The sequence below is a fragment of the Heyndrickxia camelliae genome, from assembly GCF_002844575.1.
GTDB classification, from domain to species: Bacteria; Bacillota; Bacilli; order Bacillales; family Bacillaceae_C; genus Margalitia; species Margalitia camelliae.
Genome location: NZ_PIQO01000002.1, coordinates 233,406 through 254,376, shown reverse-complemented (window position 1 = coordinate 254,376; position 20,971 = coordinate 233,406). Strand labels below are relative to the sequence as shown.

Here is a 20,971-nt window from a genome sequence, read left to right as displayed (position 1 = left end):
AAGGAGACTCGATCATGAAAGCAATCGTTCATGCAGAAAAAGATGGTTTTGAGGGATTATCTGTAAGGGAAGTAGATGAAAAAGTTCCTAAAGCAGGCGAGGTAAGGGTGAAGCTAAAAACAGCGGGATTAAATCATCGCGATTTATTTGTTGTCCTTAACCGGCACAAACATACAGATCCGCCTGTTATCGTAGGTTCCGATGGTGCCGGTGTCGTTGATGCCGTTGGGGAAGGCGTAAAGGATGTTAAGATCGGGGACGAGGTAATGATTAACCCTAGCTTGGGCTGGAAAGAGAAGAGTGATGCACCACCAGCTGGTTTCGACATTCTTGGCCATCCAACCGATGGTACTTTTTCGGAAAAAATAGTTGTTCATGCAGAAAATGTGGTGGCAAAGCCTTCATATTTAACCTGGGAGGAAGCAGGTGTTTTATCGTTAGCAGCTTTAACTGCCTATCGTGCTTTATTTACAAGAGGAAATGTGCAATCTGGTATGAAGGTGCTTATTCCTGGAATTGGAAGTGGAGTAGCAACCTTTATGCTGCAATTTGCAAAGGCAGCAGGCGCAACTGTTTATGTAACATCACGTTCACAGGAAAAATGTAAGAAAGCCCTGGAAATCGGTGCTGATAAGGCAATTGACACGGGCGTAGACTGGGATGAAGAACTTAATGGAGAAAAAATGGATCTAATCATTGATTGTGTCGGAGCAGCTACAATGAATAAATCACTAAAGCAATTACGTCAAGGCGGTACAATCGTAACATTCGGCTCTTCAACAGGTGATGTCATGCAGCTGGATCTCCGTGCTTTCTTTTATGGACAATTTAACTTTCTAGGTTCCACAATGGGAAGCGGGGAAGAGTATAAAGAAATGGTACAGTTCATCGAAAAGCATCAGATTAGACCAGTAGTGGACCAAGTATATCCGCTTGAACAATATATGGAAGCATTCCATCGATTAGAAAATGCCAAACAATTAGGCAAAATCGGTCTTAAGATGGGATAGAGGGTCCGGTCCCTCGTCCCAATTCTGTGAGGGCACAGGGACCGGATATGTAGGAAGCATGAGAATAGCGGATCTCCGTTTGTGTTTCCTTTGTCTTGCCTGTGACTACTAGTGTTGCAGCACCCTGCTTTGTTTAAGTTCCAATAAGTATGTTTAAAAGCTGCTTCAATGAAAACGAAAGATAAGCGTCCTTTTTAGTAATAATTCCTAACTTCCATAAGAGGGTAGGCTCTTTAATAGGAATCATTTTGACATTGGCATGGTTTTGCATGTAAAAGATGGATTTTGGTAAAAGGGTTATCCCCATTTTGGAAGAAACGAGTTCAACAATTAAATCCCATTGACTGCTTTCATATGAAACAATGGGTTCAAAGCCTGCTTCGTTGCACGCTTTTATTACATAGTCATGCAATGTGAAATCCTCTGAAAACAAGATGAATTTTTCATCTTTCAATTCGTTCAATATCACCGAGTTGCGATTTGCAAGTGGGTGTTCCTCATATATAAATAATACAAATTCGTCCGTGATGAATGGATATACATTGAACTTTTCCTCATCAGCAGGTAGGACAATGATCCCCAAATCAATTTGGCTATCCTCCACGATAGTTGCAATCCGTTTTGCTCCCAATTCAACAAGATGAAGTTTCACCTTAGGGTAATCCGCGTGAAATTTCCTAGCGATTTCCGGAAAAAAAAGAGTGCCAATGAGCGGAGGAATGCCAATCTTAATCTCTCCTATTTCAAGATTTCTCAGTTCATCTAAAAGAATATGTAACTCATTTAATGGGGCTAGTGCTTTACGTCCTTGTTGATAAACAATTTTGCCTGCATCTGTTAATCTTAGATGGCGAGTAGAGCGATCAAACAGTTCAACTTGCAGCTCTTCTTCGAGTTTTTTGACAATTTTGCTGAGGGAGGGCTGTGATACATAGGAATGTTCGGCAGCTTTTGTAAAACTCATGTGGTCTGCTACTTCGATAAATAATTTTATTTCACGTAAATCCATTACTGAAAACTCCTATTTATTCCTTAATTTCATACTATTTATTCTATATATGTATTTTACTAATAAAAAGGTGAACTGTAAACTGAATGTTGGATCATTCAGAATTTTATAAGCGATTAAAGGGGGCTTTATGAATGAAAAATAGCAAAGTTATGCATTCCTTTATGGAAGCGATTTCAGATATTGAGGATGGAGCAACCATTATTGTTGGGGGCTTTGGACTTTCAGGGATACCTGAATTTACGATACAGGCACTTAAAGAACAAGGAACAAAGGACTTAACCGTTGTCAGTAATAATTGCGGTGTAGATGACTGGGGACTGGGGATACTTCTTGCAAACAAACAAATTAAAAAAATGGTGTCTTCCTATGTAGGTGAAAATAAAATTTTTGAACAACAGTTTTTAAGTGGCGAATTGGAAGTAGAATTAGTGCCACAAGGAACACTTGCAGAGCGGATTCGTGCCGGTGGTGCAGGTATACCTGGATTTTATACAGCAACAGGTGTGGGAACTCCAATTGCGGAAGGAAAGGAAACAAAGGAGTTTGATGGAAAAACTTATCTATTGGAACGCGGCATTGTTGGTGATTTTGCGCTTGTGAAAGCATGGAAAGCAGATACGCTTGGCAATCTTGTGTATCGCAAAGCAGCTCGTAACTTTAATCCGTTAGCCGCGATGGCAGGAAAAATTACGATAGCGGAAGTAGAGGAAATCGTTGAGCCAGGTGAGCTGGATCCGGATGAAATTCATACACCAGGTATTTTTGTGCAACGTTTGTTGCTCGGAACGAATTATCAAAAACGAATTGAACGCCGTACTGTTGTAAAAGCATAATATTTTCATAGATGGGAGTGTCGAAAATGAAAGATTCACACCTAAAAATAGTGAAGAGAGCGGTACAGGAAATTGAAGATGGAATGAATGTTAATTTAGGTATTGGGATACCAACGCTTGTAGCAAATGAAATCCCAGCTGATTTCAATGTTTTACTGCAATCAGAAAATGGTTTGCTCGGAATCGGGCCATATCCAGTGGAAGGACAAGAAGATCCAGATTTAATCAATGCTGGAAAAGAAACCGTTACAGCCGTGCCTGGTGCATCATATTTTGATAGTGCTGAATCATTTGCCATGATTCGAGGAGGTCATATCGATTTAGCTATTCTAGGAGGCATGGAAGTTTCGGAAAAAGGCGATCTAGCAAACTGGATGATTCCTGGAAAAATGGTTAAAGGAATGGGCGGTGCCATGGACCTTGTTAATGGCGCAAAACGAGTAATTGTCATTATGGAACATGTGAATAAATACGGAGAATCAAAAATTAAAAGAGAATGTTCATTGCCCCTTACAGGAAAACAAGTTGTACATCGTTTAATTACAGAATTAGCTGTTTTTGATTTTACACCAAACGGAATGGTGCTTATTGAAACCCAAGAAAATGTAACCGTTTCCGAAGTGAAAGAAAAAACAGAGGCAGAGTTTACTATCGCACCGAAATTATTGGCAGCACAATAATTGGGACGGTTCTACTGTTCTAGACTGCTTCAAAAGAGAAAGAAAGCGGATTTTCCCGATTTACTCAAAATATAGTAAACAGAGAATTTATTAAGTGGGATAAAGGACCGAATCCTTCCTCCCACAGCCACAACTAATATCGGGACAAAGGACCGGATCCTCTGTCCCACTAACTGGGGAAATGGGGCCAGACCCATTTTTCATTTATATTTGGAGGGATGTTTATGCGTGAGGTTGTAATTGTGAGCGCTGTACGTACTGCGATTGGGCGTTTTATGGGGGCGCTAAGTAATACGCCTGCAACGGAATTAGGGGCAATTGTGATTAGGGAAGCTATAGAACTTGCTGGTATAAAAGCGGAGCAAGTGGACGAAGTAATTATGGGTAACGTTCTTCAAGCTGGCCTTGGTCAGGGTCCTGCACGTCAAGCTGCTATCCAAGCTGGTATACCAGTCGAAGTCACTTCTATGACTATCAATAAATTATGTGGTTCCGGTCTAAAAGCTGTTCATCTAGCCGCCCAGGCAATTCAAACAGGTGATGCAGAGATTATCGTAGCTGGCGGCATGGAGAATATGAATATGGCACCATACCTACTGATGGATGCACGTTCAGGATTCCGGATGGGAGATGGGAAAATCCTTGACAGCATGCTCGTTGACGGCTTGCAATGCTCCATTAACTCCTATCATATGGGAGTTACAGCAGAAAATATTGCCGAGCAATTTCAAATAAGCAGAGAAGAACAAGATGAATTTGCTGCTTGGAGCCAACAGAAAACTGAGAATGCGATAAAAACAGGAAAATTCAAAAAGGAGATTGTTCCGGTTGTGATTCCGCAGAGAAAAGGCCAACCGATTATTTTTGACACAGATGAATTCCCAAGGTCAGGAGTAACAACAGAAAATCTCTCAAAATTAAAACCTGCATTTAAACAGGAGGGAACTGTAACAGCAGGAAATGCTTCTGGTATCAATGATGGTGCGGCAGCACTAGTACTGATGAGCCGAGAAAAAGCGAATGAATATGGCATCAAACCGATGGCGGTCATTCGTGGTAATGGAACTGCTGGTGTTGATCCAACAATCATGGGGATTGGACCTGTACCAGCAACGAAAAAGGCACTTAAACAAGCAGGGCTCACTATTGATGATATGGATAGAATTGAAGCAAATGAGGCGTTTGCCGCTCAATCAATAGCAGTTGGACGTGAACTTCAAATACCACAGGATAAACTGAATGTAAATGGTGGTGCAATTGCCCTTGGACATCCGATTGGAGCAAGTGGTGCAAGAATTTTAGTTACTTTATTACATGAGATGAAGCATAGTGACTCGCGCTATGGATTGGCTACCCTTTGCATTGGTGGGGGCCAAGGTATCTCAACCATTGTTGAGATGGAGAAATAGAAGAATAATAAATTTATATAATCAGAAGCAATCTTCATAGCTTATTCTTACAGATCAAATAAACGGGGGATGTATATGGTTAGTTCAGTAACAAAATTCTTTTCTAAGATAGTGGAACGGTATTTACCGGATCCACTAATCTTCGCAATGATTTTAACAATTATTGTCTTTATACTTAGTGTAACGATTACCCCAAGCACTCCGATGGATGTTGTCCAAATGTGGGGAGATGGATTCTGGGGACTGCTTGCTTTTTCCATGCAGATGGCTTTAGTTCTTGTAACAGGACATGCATTGGCAAGCTCACCCCTGTTAAGAAAGGGAATGGGTAAAATGGCTTCCCTCGCTCATACCCCTGCTCAAGGTGTCATGCTCGTTACATTTATGTCTGCTTTTTGCTGTATTATAAACTGGGGATTCGGATTAGTAGTCGGTGCTTTATTTGCTAGAGAAGTAGCTCGGCGAATCCCAAAAGTAGATTATCGATTATTAATTGCCAGTGCTTATATGGGTTTTTTAGCATGGCATGGAGGTTTGTCTGGTTCAGTGCCGTTAGCAGCCGCCACGGAAGGTAACCCGGTTGAAAAACTAGCAGGACTTATTCCCATTTCACAAACATTACTAACACCTTATAACATTTTTATTACGGTAGCTATCTTGATTACATTGCCAATCCTAACTAAATTTATGATGCGGCCGGAAAATGAAATCGTAGCGATTGATCCAGAGCTATTGAAAGAGGATCCGCCAACATCTAAGAAACTTCCTCCTAATGCTAGTATTGCCGAGAAGCTGGAGGAAAGCAGAATTCTCGCTTATATCATTGGTCTTTTGGGAATTGTATATTTTATTTACTATTTCTCTCATAATGGATTTAATATTAATATCAATATAGTAAATCTCATTTTCTTTATTATGGGGATTATTTTACATGGTACACCAATGTCTTATATGCGAGCAGTACAAAGGGCTATTGGGGGAACTGCTGGTATATTGGTGCAGTTTCCATTTTATGCAGGTATTCAAATCATGATGGAACAATCTGGTTTAGGAGAAAGTATTACACATTTCTTTGTAGCGATCTCTAACGTACATACTTTCCCGATATTAACCTTTATAAGTTCCGGAATTGTTAACTTAGCTGTTCCATCAGGTGGAGGGCACTGGGTTGTACAGGGTCCATATGTCATTTCTGCTGCAAAGGAAGTTGGTGCAAACCTTGGAAAAGCAACCATGGCCATTGCATATGGAGAAGCTTGGATGAATATGGCGCAACCGTTTTGGGCGCTTCCTGCATTGGCAATCGCTGGTCTTAAGGCGAGGGATATTATGGGATTCTGTCTTACAGCGTTAATATATTCAGGTATTATTTTTATTGTAGGTTTATATTTCTTTTAGACAAGATAGATTTTTTATAGAACAATTTTAACCGGTGTCTTAAGGGAGTTATCTCCTTTAAGACATTTTTTTATTTTTAAAGAGATTACTTCTTTAACCCTCGTCCATTTTCCCTATTAGAGTTGTCCCAAGACGACTAAATGCTTCAAGTTAATCTAAACTTTATCGTGATAAAAGACTAAAATACCATTACAAAGGAACTAATAATCGAAACCTTCGCAAAATATGTTGATTTCTGAAAAATAGAAATATATAATACGATTAATATTCCTTTTTGCGATATTATTTTGTTAAAAGTGTATCTAAAAACAGAGTAACGTCTCCAATTAGTAACCTATTTCTTGTGCTAATTTACTATTTTAGTATCGAAAGGGGGGTATTTTATGAGTGCTGAGATTGATGACTTGGATCGCGGAATCATAAAGGAATTGTCTGTGGATGGCAGGATGTCATTTAAAGAGATAGCTGGAAGGCTAAATGTTACGGAAAAAACTATTAGACTTCGCTATAAAAGTTTACTTGAAAAAGGCATATTCGAAGTGGTCGGCGTTGTCAATCCTATTGCTTTAGGTCTTAAGTCAGGAGCCATTATTCAATTAAAAGTAAAGCCAGATTCCATCCCAAATGTGATAGAAGAATTAAAGAAAATAAAGGTAATCCGCTATATCACTTTAACGTCAGGAGATTACCCGCTACTCGTTCAAATTGCCGTAGCGGATCATGAGGAAATAACCAATACGGTTTTAAAGCTTAATCAAATTCAGGACATTACGGAAACAAACAACATTGTACAGCTAGGAGTGTATAAAAATACATTCGAGTACATATGAGGAAGAAGTTCGTTTAATAAAGGGGAAAGTAATTCAACTATGATTGGGAAGAGGGGTCAGACCCTGCATCCCAGAAATGGGACAAGGAACCTGACCCTCCGTCCCACAATGAAAAATAATACTGGGAAAAGGGATCAGCCCATCATCCCAGATTGGGGGTGTGCAAGATGTATATTTTGAAGCGATTTTTGACGATGTTTTTGACGATTTGGGTGATTGCGACGCTGACGTTTGTGATTATGAAGTGCATTCCTGGGGATCCATTTGCCTCTGATGCAAATGTTTTGCCAAAAGAAGTGTTGGAAAATATCCGGGCAAAATACAACTTGGACAAGCCTATCCCCGTGCAGTACGTGCTGTACCTAAAGAATTTAGTTACTTTTGATCTCGGACCATCCATACAATCTGAAACAAGAACTGTAAATGATATTATATCCACTGGTTTTCCTGTATCTGCCACATTAGGTCTTCAAGCCATCGTCATTGCCTTATTCTTTGGGCTTTTACTTGGGATTGTCGCAGCACTGAATCATAATCGGTTCCTTGACTACACGGCGATGATCATTGCCATTATCGGTATATCGGTACCAAGCTTCATTCTAGCTCCACTTTTGATTAAGTTTGTGGCGGTAAAATGGGGGCTACTGCCAGTTGCCTCATGGGGATCATGGGATCATACGATACTTCCTTGTATTGCGCTCGCGGCATCACCACTAGCCATTGTTGCCCGATTTATGCGCTCCAATATGATTGAGGTAATGAATCAGAATTACATGAAAACAGCAGATGCCAAAGGGCTCTCAACAACGAAGCTTGTCGTCAAACACGGTATTCGAAATGCCATTCTTCCAGTTGTTACGTTTATAGGACCACTATTTGCAGCGCTACTTACCGGGACATTTGTTATTGAAAAAATATTTGCGATTCCTGGTTTAGGTCGATACTTTGTTGACAGTATTTTTAATCGTGATTATCCGGTCATTATGGGCGTGACAGTATTCTACAGTTCCATACTTGTTTTAACCTTGTTTTTAATTGATATTTCCTACCGGATTATAGATCCAAGAATTAAGCTTTCGAGTAAGGGGGATTAACATGATAGAAAAAAATATTGATCAATCCCTGTTTCGCCCGGCTGATCCGAAGAGATTAATCCAAGATACAATTCAGCGGCCAAGCCTAAGTGCATGGAAGGATGCACTTTTAAAAATCATCAAAAATAAGCTTGCAATCTTGGGATTTTCCCTTTTGGTTATTATCGTATTCTTTGCCATTTTTGGCCCATCGATGGTCTCATATAGTCCATCACAACAAAGTTTAACAAAGGCGAATTTAGCTCCATCCGGTGACCATTGGTTTGGAACGGATGATTTAGGGAGAGATATGTGGGCTCGTACATGGTATGGTGCCCGTGTTTCCCTAACCATCGGATTAGTTGCAGCCTTAATTGATTTAGTCATCGGTGTTGTGGTTGGAGGTATCTCTGGTTACATGGCAGGTCGAGGCAAAAAAGGCGATCGTATTGATATGACGTTAATGAGGATTGTGGAAATTTTATACGGTATTCCTTACTTATTGGTTGTTATTTTGCTCATGGTTATCATGGAGCCTGGTATCAAAGCAATTATTATTGCCTTATCTGTTACGGGATGGGTAGGAATGGCACGGATTATCCGTGGTCAGGTCCTGCAGTTAAAATCTCAGGAATATATATTGGCAGCTGAAAAACTAGGGACATCTCATCCAAAAATAATTTTTAGACATTTAATACCAAATACGATGGGGATTATTATCGTAAACTTAACATTCACTATTCCCCAGGCTATATTTGCAGAGTCATTTTTAAGCTTCCTTGGATTAGGGGTACAAGCACCGTTTGCAAGCTGGGGAACGATGGCGAATGATGCATTAGGGGTTATTTTAAGTGGTCAATGGTGGAGATTATTCTTCCCAGGTTTTCTGATTTCGCTTACGATGTTTGCCTTTAATTCATTCGGAGATGGAGTTCAGGATGCGCTTGATCCAAGAAACAGTGACTAGGAGGTGAGGATATGGAACCCTTATTGAAGGTTTCGAATTTAGAAGTAAATTTTAAAACGTACGGCGGTGAAGTACAAGCTGTTCGAGATGTTTCCTTTCATGTAAATAAAGGAGAAATCATGGCGATCGTTGGGGAAAGCGGAAGCGGCAAAAGCGTTACTGTGCAAACCATTATGGACCTTATTCCGACTCCGCCGGGGAAAATTAAAGGTGGCAGCATCCTTTTTCAAGGGAAAGACCTGTTAAAACTTTCGAAAAAGGAAATGCGTAAATTAAAAGGTTCAAAGATTAGTATGGTTTTCCAGGATCCGATGACCTCGTTGAATCCAACCATGAAGGTTGGAAAACAAATTGAGGAAGCCATCCTCAACCACCAGCAGGTATCACAAGGACAAGCTAGAAAAAAAGCGGTAGAAATGATTAAACTAGTTGGAATTCCGAATCCGGAGGAACGATATCATCAATATCCCCATGAATTTAGTGGCGGAATGCGGCAAAGAGCCATGATTGCCATTGCGCTTGCATGTAATCCAGAATTGTTAATTGCGGATGAACCGACAACCGCACTCGATGTTACGATCCAGGCGCAGGTTCTAAATTTAATGAAGGATTTACAGGAAAAAACGAATACAGCGATTATTTTGATTACCCATGATTTAGGAGTTGTGGCTGAAACGGCACAAAGGGTTGCCGTTATGTATGCTGGTGTGATTATCGAAACAGGCAGTGTGGAAGATATTTTTGAATCTCCGAAACATCCTTATACATGGGGATTGCTAGAATCGATTCCAAATTTCGAGGCAGAGGAAAAAGAAAGGCTGGTACCAATCGAAGGCTCACCGCCAGATCTATTTAATCCGCCAAAGGGTTGTCCGTTTGCCGCCAGGTGCAAATATGCAATGGAGGTTTGCGTAGATTATATGCCCCCTGAGTTTGAAATGGGTGAAGGTCATACAGCGAAATGTTGGTTAAATGATGAGCGTGCACCAAAACTTCATGACTTAGTCGCGGCGGGGAGGGAAAATCATGAGTGAGGCTTTATTGGAAGTGAAGAACCTGAAAAAATACTTCCATCTTAAAAAGGACCAAACCGTTAAATCGGTAGATGATATATCTTTTTATATTCGAAAAGGTGAAACGTTTGGTCTTGTAGGAGAGAGCGGGAGTGGGAAGTCGACCTTAGGCAAAACGATTGTTGGATTGCAGGCACCAAGCTCGGGAAGTATTTTATATAATAATCAGGATTTTGGAAAACTAGATTCGAAGAAACGGAAAATCGCGAATAAAGAGATGCAAATCATTTTTCAAGATCCCCACGCCTCCCTTAATCCAAGGATGCGAGTAGGAGACATTATTGCGGAGGGTATTGATGCTTTTAAGCTGGCAAAAGGTGCAGAGCGACAAAATCGAATCTATGAATTACTTGAAAAAGTAGGATTGAACCCCACGCATGCAAAAAGATACCCACATGAATTCAGCGGCGGGCAACGACAACGGATTGGGATTGCCAGAGCTTTAGCGGTTCAACCAAAATTTATTGTCGCGGATGAACCGATATCTGCTTTGGACGTCTCCATCCAAGCACAAGTTATTAACTTGCTAGATGATTTGAAGACACAGGAAGGGTTAACCTATCTATTTATCGCTCATGATTTAGGAATGGTGAAGCATATAAGCGACCGTATCGGTGTGATGTACTTAGGAAAAATGATGGAACTATCCGATAGCCACGAGCTATTTGTTCATCCATTGCATCCTTATACACAAGCACTTTTATCCGCTATTCCAGTCGCCAATCCAAAAGCAGTGAAGAGAGAACGCATTGTATTGGGCGGTGATCCGCCAAGTCCTGTGAATCCGCCGCAAGGATGCCGGTTTAGTACCAGATGTCCACATGCGATGGAAATTTGTTCACAAGCATCACCAGAATGGAAGGAAGTCCAACCTAACCATTGGACAGCCTGTCATTTATATAATTAAATTTCAAAAAAATGGAGGGGAACAATTGTGAAAAAATGGTTTATTATGTTAGTTGCCATGCTGGCTTTGTCTAGTGTTTTAGCTGGATGCGGCGGTGATAAGGCTGCCTCAGGCGATGGAAAAGATGTAAAGCAAGAGATGACTGTTGGGATGACAGCGGAGCCGCCTGCATTGGATCCTGCCCTTGCAACCGATACAACTTCTGGCTGGGTATTAAATCATACTTTTGAAGGCTTATATACGAAGGATCAAAAAGGCAATATTGTACCAGGTTTAGCAAAGGATACAAAGGTTTCGGATGATGGAAAAACCTATACCTTTACCATTCGTGACGATGCAAAATGGTCCGATGGTACACCAGTAACAGCACAGGATTTTGAATATTCATGGAAACGAGTGCTTGATCCTAAAACAGGAAGCTCCTTTGCCTTTTATCTCTATTATATAAAAGGAGCTGAAGCCTATAATAAAGGAAAAGGTTCTGCTGACCAAGTAGGAGTACAAGCTGTGGATGAACATACATTAAAGGTAGAATTAAATGCTCCGCTTGCGTATTTTAATAAGTTACTAGCGATGTATACCTTCTATCCAGTGAAGAAGGATTTAGTAGAGAAAAATAAAAATTGGGCAGCAGATGCGAACAACTATGTAAGTAACGGTGCCTTCAAAATGACAGATTGGAAGCATAATAGTCAAGTAGTTATTGAGAAGAACGATAAGTATTATGGACAAAAAGATGTAAGCCTGAAAAAAATTACGTTTAAAATTGTGCCAGATGCCACCACTTACTATCAAATGTATAAGACAGGGGAACTTGACTTTGTCATGACATTACCGTCTGATGCACTTGATGCAGAGAAAAATAATAAGGAATTTAAGGAAGTACCTTATTTCGGAACGTATATGCTTATGTTTAATGTCAACAAAGAACCATTTACGAATGCCAAAATCCGCCGTGCTTTTGCAATGGCAATCGATCGCAAAACCCTTACAGAAAACGTAACCAAAGCCGGTGAAATTCCTGCTTACGGCATGGTGCCTCCAGGTGTAAAAACACCAAATGGCGGTGACTTCCGTGAAGACGGCGGTAATTATTTCAAGGAAGATTCTGCAGAAGCGAAGAAACTTTTACATGAAGGGATGAAGGAAGAAGGTTGGTCTAAACTTCCAAACGTCACTTTGCTGTACAACACAGCAGAAAACAACAAGAAAATTGCAGAAGCAGTTCAAGAAATGGTGAAGAAAAATCTTGGTGTTGATATCAAGGTAGGAAACCAAGAATGGAAAACATACTTAGATACTACAAAACAACAAAACTTCCAAATGGCACGCATGGGCTGGATTGGCTCCTTTGTAGACCCGGTTATCATGCTTGATTACTACCTAGGTGACAGTCCGAACAACCGTACAGGTTGGGTAAACAAGAAATATGATGAAATAATGGCAAAATCGAAAGTAGAACAAGACGAAACAAAACGTTTTGAACTATTACACCAAGCAGAAGAGGTCCTAATGCAAGACATGCCATTCATGCCGGTCTATTTCTACACAAACACATTCTTAGCATCATCTAAATTCAGTAACATCGCCTATTACTTAGAAAGCAGCCCTTCATTCAAGTGGACAAAGAAAACAAGTAATTAGGGAATAAGGGACAGGTCCCTTTTCCCACTTGATTGGGATGGAGGGACAGGTCCCTCATCCCACACTTTATGTAAATATATAGAGATAGAAAGTGGAGGTGACATAGAGGATGAAAAAACATTTCCTGCTAAGTTTAATATCATTGTGCATCCTGATTGGTTATAAATTATGGACAGGAGAGACATTATTATCCTGGATTAATAGCACCTTTTTGGTAGGTATTATTGCATTAATGGCTGCAGCTATCATGAATATTTGGAAAACGGGCTTTCTTACTCTACTTACCGACGGATTTAAACTTATAGGCAATACCATCATTCCAAAAACAAGATCTGCCGAGCGTGCGGATAATCTAATGAAAAATGACCACAGTCTGAATCAATGGAAGCATGATGTAGCAAAGTGGATATCCTATATATGTACGAACTTTGCAATTATCTCGTTAACCGTTTCACTCGTTAGTCTAATTGGATATTATCAATAATGGTGGGACGAGGGGACAGGTACCTTTTCCCACTTTCTATATATTAGGCATGACAAAACATGACCAAACAATCCAACAATACATCGAAAAAATAAATTGTCCTTGTTTCTCCATTTCTTCCCACGCTTGAATAAGCCTTCTCAGTCCACACTTTTGATTCTTTTGTTTATAAAATATAGTTTTCATCGTAACCCGTAATGGCTACGCTGTGTTCGGAAAAACTACTTTTCCAGTAGGGGTTGTCCAAGTTTTAAAATTATCCACAGGTGAAAAGGTTAATGTGGTAATCACCCAGACTGGCTTGCCTTCCCCGACAGATTGTATTACCTGACTAAAATGTACTACCAGTGATATCTATGTACTTTTCTGCAAGATTTACAACTGGTTCATGGTATACACCATAACCAGTGTTTGCTCCAGAAACATCTCCGACAAAAATTAGTTCCCTTTTAGCTCATTTGGATAAGTCAGCGGAACGCTACTAAGATGACTTGCTAGTTCATTTTTCGTTCTGTTCACTCCGTAAAAGTTCAAAAACAATGCGAGTGAAGTCACTTCGCAACCACTGCACAAACTGGTATTACACGAAGTGCTTTTTGGTTATTTTTCATTTCATCAATTATTTGGATGCTTCCTGTACACTGAAGTTTCTAGCAAGGTCTTGTTGGGAATATAGCATCTGCAACCGATTGGTCCTATTTATTAGTACCACCCATGAGTCCCTACAACAACGATTTTTGGACTAATTTAATTTCTACTGTAAAAACTATATCAATTCCGTTCCATCCGTTGACTATTGATTTCATCGGACATATGGTAAAAGGGGAGAAAGTAGAATTTTCCCATGCAGTTTTCGATGAAATTGATAGCGCTTTCTGATAAAAGCCAAAGGAGCCAGCGAGCATGACAAAGAAAAAATCAGCACATATTATTTCCCACTCTCACTGGGATCGGGAATGGTATATGACTTTTGAACAACATCGGTATTATTTAGTGAAGCTGATGGATACACTACTTGATTTATTTAAAAAGGATTCGCAGTTTCAAAGTTTTCATTTAGATGGTCAAACGATTATTTTAGAAGATTATTTGGAAATCAAACCGGAGAGAAGAGAAGAACTAAAGGAACTGATTCAAAACAAGAAACTGCATATCGGTCCTTGGTATGTGCTTCAAGACGCGTTTTTAACAAGTGGAGAGGCAAATGTAAGGAATCTCTTGTATGGTTTTCAAGATGCAAAGGAATTTGGAGCGATATCCAAACTAGGATATTTTCCTGATACATTTGGTATCTATGGTCAGGCACCGCAATTGTTAAAACAAGCAGGCATTGATACCGCGGCATTTGGCCGCGGGGTGAAGCCAACCGGATTTAACAACACAGTCAGTGATATGAAGTCCTTTGAATCACCATATTCCGAAATGCAGTGGGTAGCACCTGATGGTTCATCTGTTCTTGGTATTCTATTTGCAAATTGGTATTCCAATGGAAATGAAGTGCCAACAGATTCAGAGGAAGCACGATCCTTTTGGGAGAGGAAATTGCAGGAAGCTGAAAAGTATGCATCAACTCCGCACTTGCTATTTATGAATGGTTGTGACCATCAGCCAGTTCAACAAGATGTGGGTGCTGCTATTCATATCGCTAAGGAGCTCTATCCTGATATAGAGTTTATTCATTCTAATTTTGACGATTACATACAAGCAGTAAAAGAGGGATTGCCTGATAATCTGCAAACGATTCGTGGAGAATTGCGTAACCAACGCACGGATGGCTGGTCTACTCTTGTGAATACAGCATCCTCACGTATTTATTTAAAACAAATGAATCAAGAGTGCCAGACGCTTCTGGAAAAGGTTGCAGAACCGCTTTCCGTTCTTTCTCATTTAACAGGCGGGGAATATCCGCGTGATTATTTGCGGTATGCCTGGAAAACCTTAATGAAGAATCATCCACATGACAGCATATGCGGTTGCAGTGTAGATGAAGTTCATCAGGAGATGGAAATCCGTTTTAAAAAGGTAAAGCAAACGGCTGACATGATAATAAATGATAAAGCGATGGAAATTGCCTCCAAAATTAACACTGGAGAAATGGATAAGGCTATTCCTCTTGTTGTTTTCAATACATCTGGAAAAAATCGCTCTGTAATTGTGGAAAAAGAAATCGAATTAGAGAAAGTATATTTTAGTGAAATGGCATTTTCCGAAATTCCGGCATTTCTCAAAACCCAAAAACTTCCGGCCTATCATCTAACTAATTCAAAGGGGCAGGAGATCCCTTTCACCATAGAAGAGCTTGATGTCCGCTTTGGTTACGATCTACCGGAAGATGCATTTCGCCGCCCTTATTACGCGAAAAGGGCAAAGATAACTTTTATTGCTGAAAATCTTTCGCATCTAGGTTATCAAACCTTCTTTTTGCAAAATGGCGTTCATCAGCATGTTGAGGAAGAATCCATTATCAAACAAGGAACTATATTAGAAAATGAATTCCTTCAAGTGGATGTCCATGAAGATGGTTCTTACACTTTATGTGATAAATTATCGGGAAAAGTATATCCAAATCAAGGAAGCTATGAAAATACCGGTGACATCGGCAATGAATATATGTTTAAAAAGGCAGAGGGTCGAGTTTACACAACAAAAGGACTACAAGCGGAGATAAAAACCATTGAAAATAGCTCTATAAAAGGAACGATAGCGATTACTCATTATTGGGAGATACCAGAGAAAGCGGCAGCAACTTTCGAGGGAGAGAAAGAACGATTAATTTGGCATCGTGACAGAGTATCCGGCCGTTCCGAAAGAAAGGTGACAATTAAAGTCATTACATACCTTACTTTAGAAAAAGGTGGTAAAGGACTAAAGGTAAAAGCAGTCATCGATAATCAGGCAATGGATCATCGAATTCGGGTTCTTTATCCGACCAATTTGTCAGCTAATTTTCATTATGCAGACAGCGTATTTGAAATTGCAAAAAGACCAAACTCCCCTGAATCAGAATGGGAGAATCCTAGTTTCGATCATCATCAACATGCTTTTGTAAGCATTTCTGACGGGCAATCAGGTCTTACGATTGCAAATAAAGGATTACAAGAATACGAGATTGTATCAGAGGGAAATACCATTGCCGTCACCCTTTTACGATCTGTCTCCGAACTTGGTGACTGGGGCTGGTTCCCGACCCCGGAAGCACAGTGTATCGGAATAAACTCAGCAGAATGGATGGTTATTCCTCATGAAGGTGATATTACGGGTGAAGCATTTGAAATCGCCTACCATTATCAGACACCTGTTGTGGCAGTACAGACTGATGTACATAAAGGACATCTCCCATGCGATCAAACCTTTTTTGCCTGGGAAGGGGAGCATCTTGCAGTAAGCTCTATTAAGCTTGCTGAATCTTCTAATGATGTGCTGATCCGTTGGTTCAACACAACTAATCATGATTCATTATTAACCGCAGAGATAATCGGAGCACCGAAGCATTACGAAAGCACCATTTTAGAAGAAAAAAGGGAAACATTCACTGGTTCGAATGCCAGTATTACTGTGAGACCTTTTGAGATTAAGACCATCGGATGGGGAGAACATGTATAATGACAGAACCAATAATTCCACAATCACTACAAACAATCATTAATCATGTAAAAGCAACATTTCCAGAGGACAAGAAGCTGCAAAAGATGTTTGAACAATGCTTTGTTAATACGTATCAAACGACTTTAAAACCGCAGGCTGACGGAACGACATTTGTGATTACGGGGGATATACCGGCCATGTGGCTAAGGGATTCCGCTGCCCAAGTCCGTCCTTATCTAATCGCAGCAGAACATGATTCTGAAATTGCGGATCTCATTGAAGGGGTTGTCCGCCGTCAATTTCAGTATATTATCCATGACCCATACGCAAATGCATTTAATGAAACGGCAAATGGCAAAGGGCATCAAAGTGATGTAACAGAGATGACTTCTTACATATGGGAACGAAAGTATGAAATAGATTCTTTATGTTATCCAATCCAGCTTTCCTATTTATTATGGAAAGCAACGGGAAGAACAAGTCAATTTAATGGAACCTTTATTCAAGGCTTAGAAAAGATTCTTGAAGTTTGGAAAACAGAGCAACATCATGAAACCGCATCCCCTTATCTATTTGAGCGTCAAAATGTTCGCCAATCTGATACATTAAACCGTGGGGGCAAGGGATCGTTGACAGCCCCGACAGGTATGACCTGGAGTGGCTTCCGTCCTAGTGATGATGCTTGCCTATACGGTTATTTAATCCCTGCAAATATGTTTGCAGTAGTCGTTTTACAATACGCTGCGGAAATTTGTAAGGATGTTTTAGGAAATACTGTTATTCAAGCGGAATGTGAAGTACTTGCAGCCGAAATCAAGTCGGGGATTGAAAAATATGGAGTATTAGAGCATCCGATTTACGGAAATATGTATGTGTATGAAACAGATGGCAGGGGGCATTACAACCTCATGGATGATGCCAATGTCCCAAGTCTTTTATCGTTACCGTATCTTGGCTGGTGCTCCTATGACGATGTAAATTACAAGAATACTAGAAAGTTCTTATTAAGTCGTGATAACCCTTACTATTATGAAGGTAAAGCGGCAAGAGGGATTGGCAGTCCACATACACCTGATCATTATATATGGCATATTGCCCTTGCTATGCAAGGCATGACGACAACGGATGTGGAAGAAAGACAATGGATATTGGAGGTGATGAAGCAAACAGACGGAGGAACCGGTTTTATGCATGAAGGTTTTCACGCAGATCAACCGGAGGAATTCACACGTGATTGGTTTTCGTGGGCAAATTCTATGTTCAGTGAGTTCGTATTAAGCTTATGTGGATATGCGGTGAAAGGCAGTCCATTATATCAGCAATTATCGTGCACGAAATGACAACATAGAACGAACAGGGAGAAATAATATCCTAGAGGTGAATGTTCTTGGTCAAAATGAAAGCAGTTTATCGTTTCTATATTGGGATTGGTATCATGATTCTATTCTTTATGCTGCCACATATCAGCTTTGCGAAGCAGCCTGAATCCTCGTATTGGTTTCCGGATACGCTTTTACAATGGAGCCCTGAGAAGGATCCGGATGCTGTGTTTAATCGTAGCTCCATTCCGCTCTCCAATCGGGAAGTATTATATAAGGTAAATAATCATTCGCAATCCGATGCAAAACTTGTTGCATTATCCGCTTTAAACGAGAATACAAGTGGTGTTCCTTCCCAAGGAGGAGACAATTTCTTTGTAAATTCTTTTAGTTATTGGCAATACACAGACTTGATGGTGTATTGGGCAGGATCTGCTGGGGAAGGGATTATCGTGCCGCCGAGTGCAGATGTCATTGATGCCGCACATAAAAATGGAGTACCAATTCTCGGCAATATCTTTTTTCCGCCAACAGCTTATGGAGGAAAGATAGAATGGGTGAACGAAATGCTTACACAAAGGGCAGACGGTTCCTTTCCTGCCGCGGATAAGCTAATAGAAGTAGCTAATTATTATGGGTTTGACGGCTGGTTTATCAACCAGGAAACAGCAGGTGGGAATGGTCAAACCGCTGAAAGAATGAAGGAGTTTCTTGTTTATTTGCAAGAGCATAAGTCGAAAAATATGCACATCATGTGGTATGACGCCATGACGAAAACAGGATCCGTGAATTGGCAAAATGCTTTAACAGATCAAAATAAGAGCTTCTTACAAGATGCAAATCAACGTGTAGCAGATAGTATGTTTTTGAACTTTTGGTGGAGCTCCATGCAAGCGTCCGCAAGTAAAGCAAAGGAAATTGGCCGCAGTCCGTATGATCTGTTTGCTGGAATAGATGTAGAAGCTAACGGAACAGCAACGAGTGTACCATGGCAAGGAATCTTCCCTGAAAACGGGCAGCCATGGACTTCATTAGGGATATATCGACCAGACTGGGCATTTAAGTCCACCTCATCAACAGAAGAATTTTATGCAATAGAAAATCAATTTTGGGTTGGGAAAAACGGTGATCCTACTAATACAAGCAACAATGGCAATTGGAAAGGGATGGCTCATTACTTTACCGATAAAACAGCGGTTACAACACTTCCATTTGTCACACATTTCAATACCGGAAGCGGTAAGTTCTTCGCCGAAAATGGTAAGGTTGTCCGTAATACAGCTTGGGATAATCGCAGTTTACAAGATATCCTGCCAACATGGAGATGGATTAGAGAAAGTAATGGGACTCCTCTTAATGTAGATTTTGACTGGAATGAGGCTTATGATGGCGGTAGTTCACTGAAGGTATCTGGCATCTTAAATAAAGAAAATGCAACGAATATAAAACTATATAAAACAGATGTTAATATCCAAAAGGATACAGAGCTTTCTATTACGTATAAGACTACTGAGAAAGATCCGCATGTAAAGGTCGGTGTCAGCTTTTTGGATCAGCCTAATCATTACAAGTATTATCACGTAAATAAGCAAAGTAAAGGACAATGGGTAACAGACACTATTAAACTTCATAAAGCTGCAGGCAAAAAAATGGTTGGTATTTCCCTATTTTTTGATAGTGAGAAAGAAAGGAAAGACTTTCAAATTCATATAGGGGAAATCAGTGTTTATAACAAGCATGATGTGCAGCAAAAAGTAGAACCTGTAAAAGGCGTTCAAATGGATCAGGCATCCTTCAAAGATGATATCTATATGGAAGGTGCCATTAGCTGGCAAGGTAAGAGAGGTCACTTATATGAAATATATCGTAAGCTTCCAAACGGGGAGAAGGAATGGCTAGGAGCCACGTATAATAATCACTTTTATGTTGCAAATATGAAACGCAGCGGCAAGGAAACGACTACTAATATTGAGGTGATTGCAGTGGATTCCGTTTACCATCGCAGTCAAGTTTCTTCCACTTCTTTCACATGGCCGCCATATCCAAAGCCTAAAGCTGATTTTCATGTCAGTCGTACCGTTGCTGCACCTGGTGATGAGATTCAGTTTTTTAATGATTCATCAGAGGTAACTGAATCGGTAGAGTGGGTAATGGATGGAGCGACTCCAGCAACAAGTAAGGAAAACAATCCAATTGTTATCTATGATAAAGAGGGAGTGTACAGCGTAAAGCTGATCGCGAAGAATTCTGAAGGGGAAGATGTAATAGTAAAAGAGAATCTTATTACGATTTCTAAGGATGCGAAAAATATAACCAATGTTTCTTTAAATAAAACAGCCATTGCCAGCGGACAGTGCAGTTCAAGTGAAAATCCAAGCAAGGCAATCGATGGAACTGTTTCGAATAATAGTAAATGGTGCACATTGGATGCTGATAAATGGTTAAAGATTGATCTTGGGAAAGTATATTCGTTAACAGAATTTGACCTCTCCCATGCAGAGGCAGGCGGAGAATCTCCTGCTTATAATACAAAAGCTTTTACCATTGAAGTTAGTGTCGATGGGGAGACATGGACTCCTGTTGTCCAAGTTACCAATAATCAAGATGCAGTAACGAAGCATACGATTCCAATCACACAGGCACGATTTGTACGATTAACCATTCAACAGCCGACACAGGGTGGGGATCAGGCAGCAAGGATATATGAATTAGAAGTATACGGATATTAATAATGGAGGGGGATTGCT

17 protein-coding genes are annotated in these 20,971 nt (G+C 40.2%); 15 read left to right on the top strand and 2 right to left on the bottom strand.

Annotated elements, in window-relative coordinates; all coding sequences use genetic code 11:
* Positions 1 to 14 precede the first annotated feature (14 nt).
* Positions 15 to 1,010: a zinc-binding dehydrogenase gene (locus CWO92_RS04515; RefSeq protein ID WP_101353005.1), complete on the top strand. Its 996-nt coding sequence runs from the start codon at positions 15 to 17 to the stop codon at positions 1,008 to 1,010.
* 133 nt (positions 1,011 to 1,143) lie between these two features.
* Here the strand turns inward: CWO92_RS04515 and CWO92_RS04510 are convergent, their stop codons facing one another.
* Positions 1,144 to 2,019, bottom strand: coding sequence for a LysR family transcriptional regulator (locus CWO92_RS04510; RefSeq protein ID WP_101353004.1), 876 nt, complete (start codon positions 2,017 to 2,019; stop codon positions 1,144 to 1,146).
* 134 nt (positions 2,020 to 2,153) lie between these two features.
* On the opposite strand from CWO92_RS04510, the gene CWO92_RS04505 reads away from it, so the two are divergent.
* The 11 genes from CWO92_RS04505 to CWO92_RS04455 all read left to right on the top strand — a co-directional run bounded on the left by CWO92_RS04505 (position 2,154) and on the right by CWO92_RS04455 (position 13,320).
* Positions 2,154 to 2,855 (top strand): CoA transferase subunit A, encoded by a 702-nt coding sequence (locus CWO92_RS04505; RefSeq protein ID WP_101353003.1) that lies wholly within the window; start codon positions 2,154 to 2,156, stop codon positions 2,853 to 2,855.
* A 26-nt stretch (positions 2,856 to 2,881) separates the two neighbouring features.
* A complete protein-coding gene (locus CWO92_RS04500) occupies positions 2,882 to 3,535 on the top strand; it encodes a CoA transferase subunit B (protein WP_101353002.1) in 654 nt (217 codons plus the stop codon).
* A gap of 218 nt (positions 3,536 to 3,753) precedes the next feature.
* Positions 3,754 to 4,944 carry an acetyl-CoA C-acetyltransferase gene (locus CWO92_RS04495; RefSeq protein ID WP_101353001.1) on the top strand — a complete coding sequence of 397 codons (1,191 nt, stop codon included), beginning with the start codon at positions 3,754 to 3,756 and terminating at the stop codon, positions 4,942 to 4,944.
* 75 nt (positions 4,945 to 5,019) lie between these two features.
* Positions 5,020 to 6,342 carry a TIGR00366 family protein gene (locus CWO92_RS04490; RefSeq protein WP_101353000.1) on the top strand — a complete coding sequence of 441 codons (1,323 nt, stop codon included), beginning with the start codon at positions 5,020 to 5,022 and terminating at the stop codon, positions 6,340 to 6,342.
* A 383-nt stretch (positions 6,343 to 6,725) separates the two neighbouring features.
* Complete coding sequence (locus CWO92_RS04485) at positions 6,726 to 7,172, top strand: Lrp/AsnC family transcriptional regulator (RefSeq protein ID WP_101352999.1); 447 nt, start codon at positions 6,726 to 6,728, stop codon at positions 7,170 to 7,172.
* 167 nt (positions 7,173 to 7,339) lie between these two features.
* Positions 7,340 to 8,266, top strand: coding sequence for an ABC transporter permease (locus CWO92_RS04480; RefSeq protein ID WP_101352998.1), 927 nt, complete (start codon positions 7,340 to 7,342; stop codon positions 8,264 to 8,266).
* 1 nt (position 8,267) lies between these two features.
* The gene (locus CWO92_RS04475) at positions 8,268 to 9,212 is read left to right on the top strand and encodes an ABC transporter permease (RefSeq protein ID WP_101352997.1); all 945 of its coding nucleotides are present in this window, start codon (positions 8,268 to 8,270) and stop codon (positions 9,210 to 9,212) included.
* 11 nt (positions 9,213 to 9,223) lie between these two features.
* The gene (locus tag CWO92_RS04470; RefSeq protein WP_101352996.1) at positions 9,224 to 10,246 is read left to right on the top strand and encodes an ABC transporter ATP-binding protein; all 1,023 of its coding nucleotides are present in this window, start codon (positions 9,224 to 9,226) and stop codon (positions 10,244 to 10,246) included.
* Positions 10,239 to 11,192, top strand: a complete 954-nt coding sequence (locus CWO92_RS04465) for an ABC transporter ATP-binding protein (protein ID WP_101352995.1) — start codon at positions 10,239 to 10,241, stop codon at positions 11,190 to 11,192. Before CWO92_RS04470 ends, CWO92_RS04465 begins: the two co-directional genes overlap by 8 nt.
* Before the next feature lie 27 nt (positions 11,193 to 11,219).
* Complete coding sequence (locus tag CWO92_RS04460) at positions 11,220 to 12,836, top strand: peptide ABC transporter substrate-binding protein (RefSeq protein ID WP_101352994.1); 1,617 nt, start codon at positions 11,220 to 11,222, stop codon at positions 12,834 to 12,836.
* A 109-nt stretch (positions 12,837 to 12,945) separates the two neighbouring features.
* Complete coding sequence (locus CWO92_RS04455) at positions 12,946 to 13,320, top strand: DUF3899 domain-containing protein (RefSeq protein WP_101352993.1); 375 nt, start codon at positions 12,946 to 12,948, stop codon at positions 13,318 to 13,320.
* Between the two features lie 438 nt (positions 13,321 to 13,758).
* On the opposite strand, the gene CWO92_RS26500 is transcribed toward CWO92_RS04455, so the two are convergent.
* Complete coding sequence (locus CWO92_RS26500) at positions 13,759 to 13,875, bottom strand: hypothetical protein (protein WP_158176484.1); 117 nt, start codon at positions 13,873 to 13,875, stop codon at positions 13,759 to 13,761.
* A gap of 348 nt (positions 13,876 to 14,223) precedes the next feature.
* On the opposite strand from CWO92_RS26500, the gene CWO92_RS04445 reads away from it, so the two are divergent.
* The 3 genes from CWO92_RS04445 to CWO92_RS04435 are packed head-to-tail and all read left to right on the top strand — an operon-like array spanning position 14,224 to position 20,953.
* Entirely contained in the window at positions 14,224 to 16,923 is a 2,700-nt protein-coding gene (locus CWO92_RS04445; protein ID WP_101352991.1) for an alpha-mannosidase, read from the top strand.
* Positions 16,923 to 18,245, top strand: a complete 1,323-nt coding sequence (locus tag CWO92_RS04440) for a glycoside hydrolase family 125 protein (RefSeq protein WP_101352990.1) — start codon at positions 16,923 to 16,925, stop codon at positions 18,243 to 18,245. The genes CWO92_RS04445 and CWO92_RS04440 overlap by 1 nt, the downstream gene beginning before the upstream one ends.
* A gap of 56 nt (positions 18,246 to 18,301) precedes the next feature.
* A complete protein-coding gene (locus tag CWO92_RS04435; RefSeq protein ID WP_207767783.1) occupies positions 18,302 to 20,953 on the top strand; it encodes an endo-beta-N-acetylglucosaminidase in 2,652 nt (883 codons plus the stop codon).
* Positions 20,954 to 20,971 lie beyond the last annotated feature (18 nt).

Bases quoted from the DNA above. Each gene is read 5' to 3' on its own strand.
- CWO92_RS04455 (WP_101352993.1), top strand. From the start codon at position 12,946: ATGAAAAAACATTTCCTGCTAAGTTTAATATCATTGTGCATCCTGATT.
- CWO92_RS04485 (WP_101352999.1), top strand. From the start codon at position 6,726: ATGAGTGCTGAGATTGATGACTTGGATCGCGGAATCATAAAGGAATTG.
- CWO92_RS04510 (WP_101353004.1), bottom strand. From the start codon at position 2,019: ATGGATTTACGTGAAATAAAATTATTTATCGAAGTAGCAGACCACATG.
- CWO92_RS04490 (WP_101353000.1), top strand. From the start codon at position 5,020: ATGGTTAGTTCAGTAACAAAATTCTTTTCTAAGATAGTGGAACGGTAT.
- CWO92_RS04465 (WP_101352995.1), top strand. From the start codon at position 10,239: ATGAGTGAGGCTTTATTGGAAGTGAAGAACCTGAAAAAATACTTCCAT.
- CWO92_RS04445 (WP_101352991.1), top strand. From the start codon at position 14,224: ATGACAAAGAAAAAATCAGCACATATTATTTCCCACTCTCACTGGGAT.
- CWO92_RS04435 (WP_207767783.1), top strand. From the start codon at position 18,302: ATGAAAGCAGTTTATCGTTTCTATATTGGGATTGGTATCATGATTCTA.
- CWO92_RS04470 (WP_101352996.1), top strand. From the start codon at position 9,224: ATGGAACCCTTATTGAAGGTTTCGAATTTAGAAGTAAATTTTAAAACG.
- CWO92_RS04475 (WP_101352997.1), top strand. From the start codon at position 8,268: ATGATAGAAAAAAATATTGATCAATCCCTGTTTCGCCCGGCTGATCCG.
- CWO92_RS04480 (WP_101352998.1), top strand. From the start codon at position 7,340: ATGTATATTTTGAAGCGATTTTTGACGATGTTTTTGACGATTTGGGTG.
- CWO92_RS04500 (WP_101353002.1), top strand. From the start codon at position 2,882: ATGAAAGATTCACACCTAAAAATAGTGAAGAGAGCGGTACAGGAAATT.
- CWO92_RS04440 (WP_101352990.1), top strand. From the start codon at position 16,923: ATGACAGAACCAATAATTCCACAATCACTACAAACAATCATTAATCAT.
- CWO92_RS04495 (WP_101353001.1), top strand. From the start codon at position 3,754: ATGTTTATGCGTGAGGTTGTAATTGTGAGCGCTGTACGTACTGCGATT.
- CWO92_RS04505 (WP_101353003.1), top strand. From the start codon at position 2,154: ATGAAAAATAGCAAAGTTATGCATTCCTTTATGGAAGCGATTTCAGAT.
- CWO92_RS04515 (WP_101353005.1), top strand. From the start codon at position 15: ATGAAAGCAATCGTTCATGCAGAAAAAGATGGTTTTGAGGGATTATCT.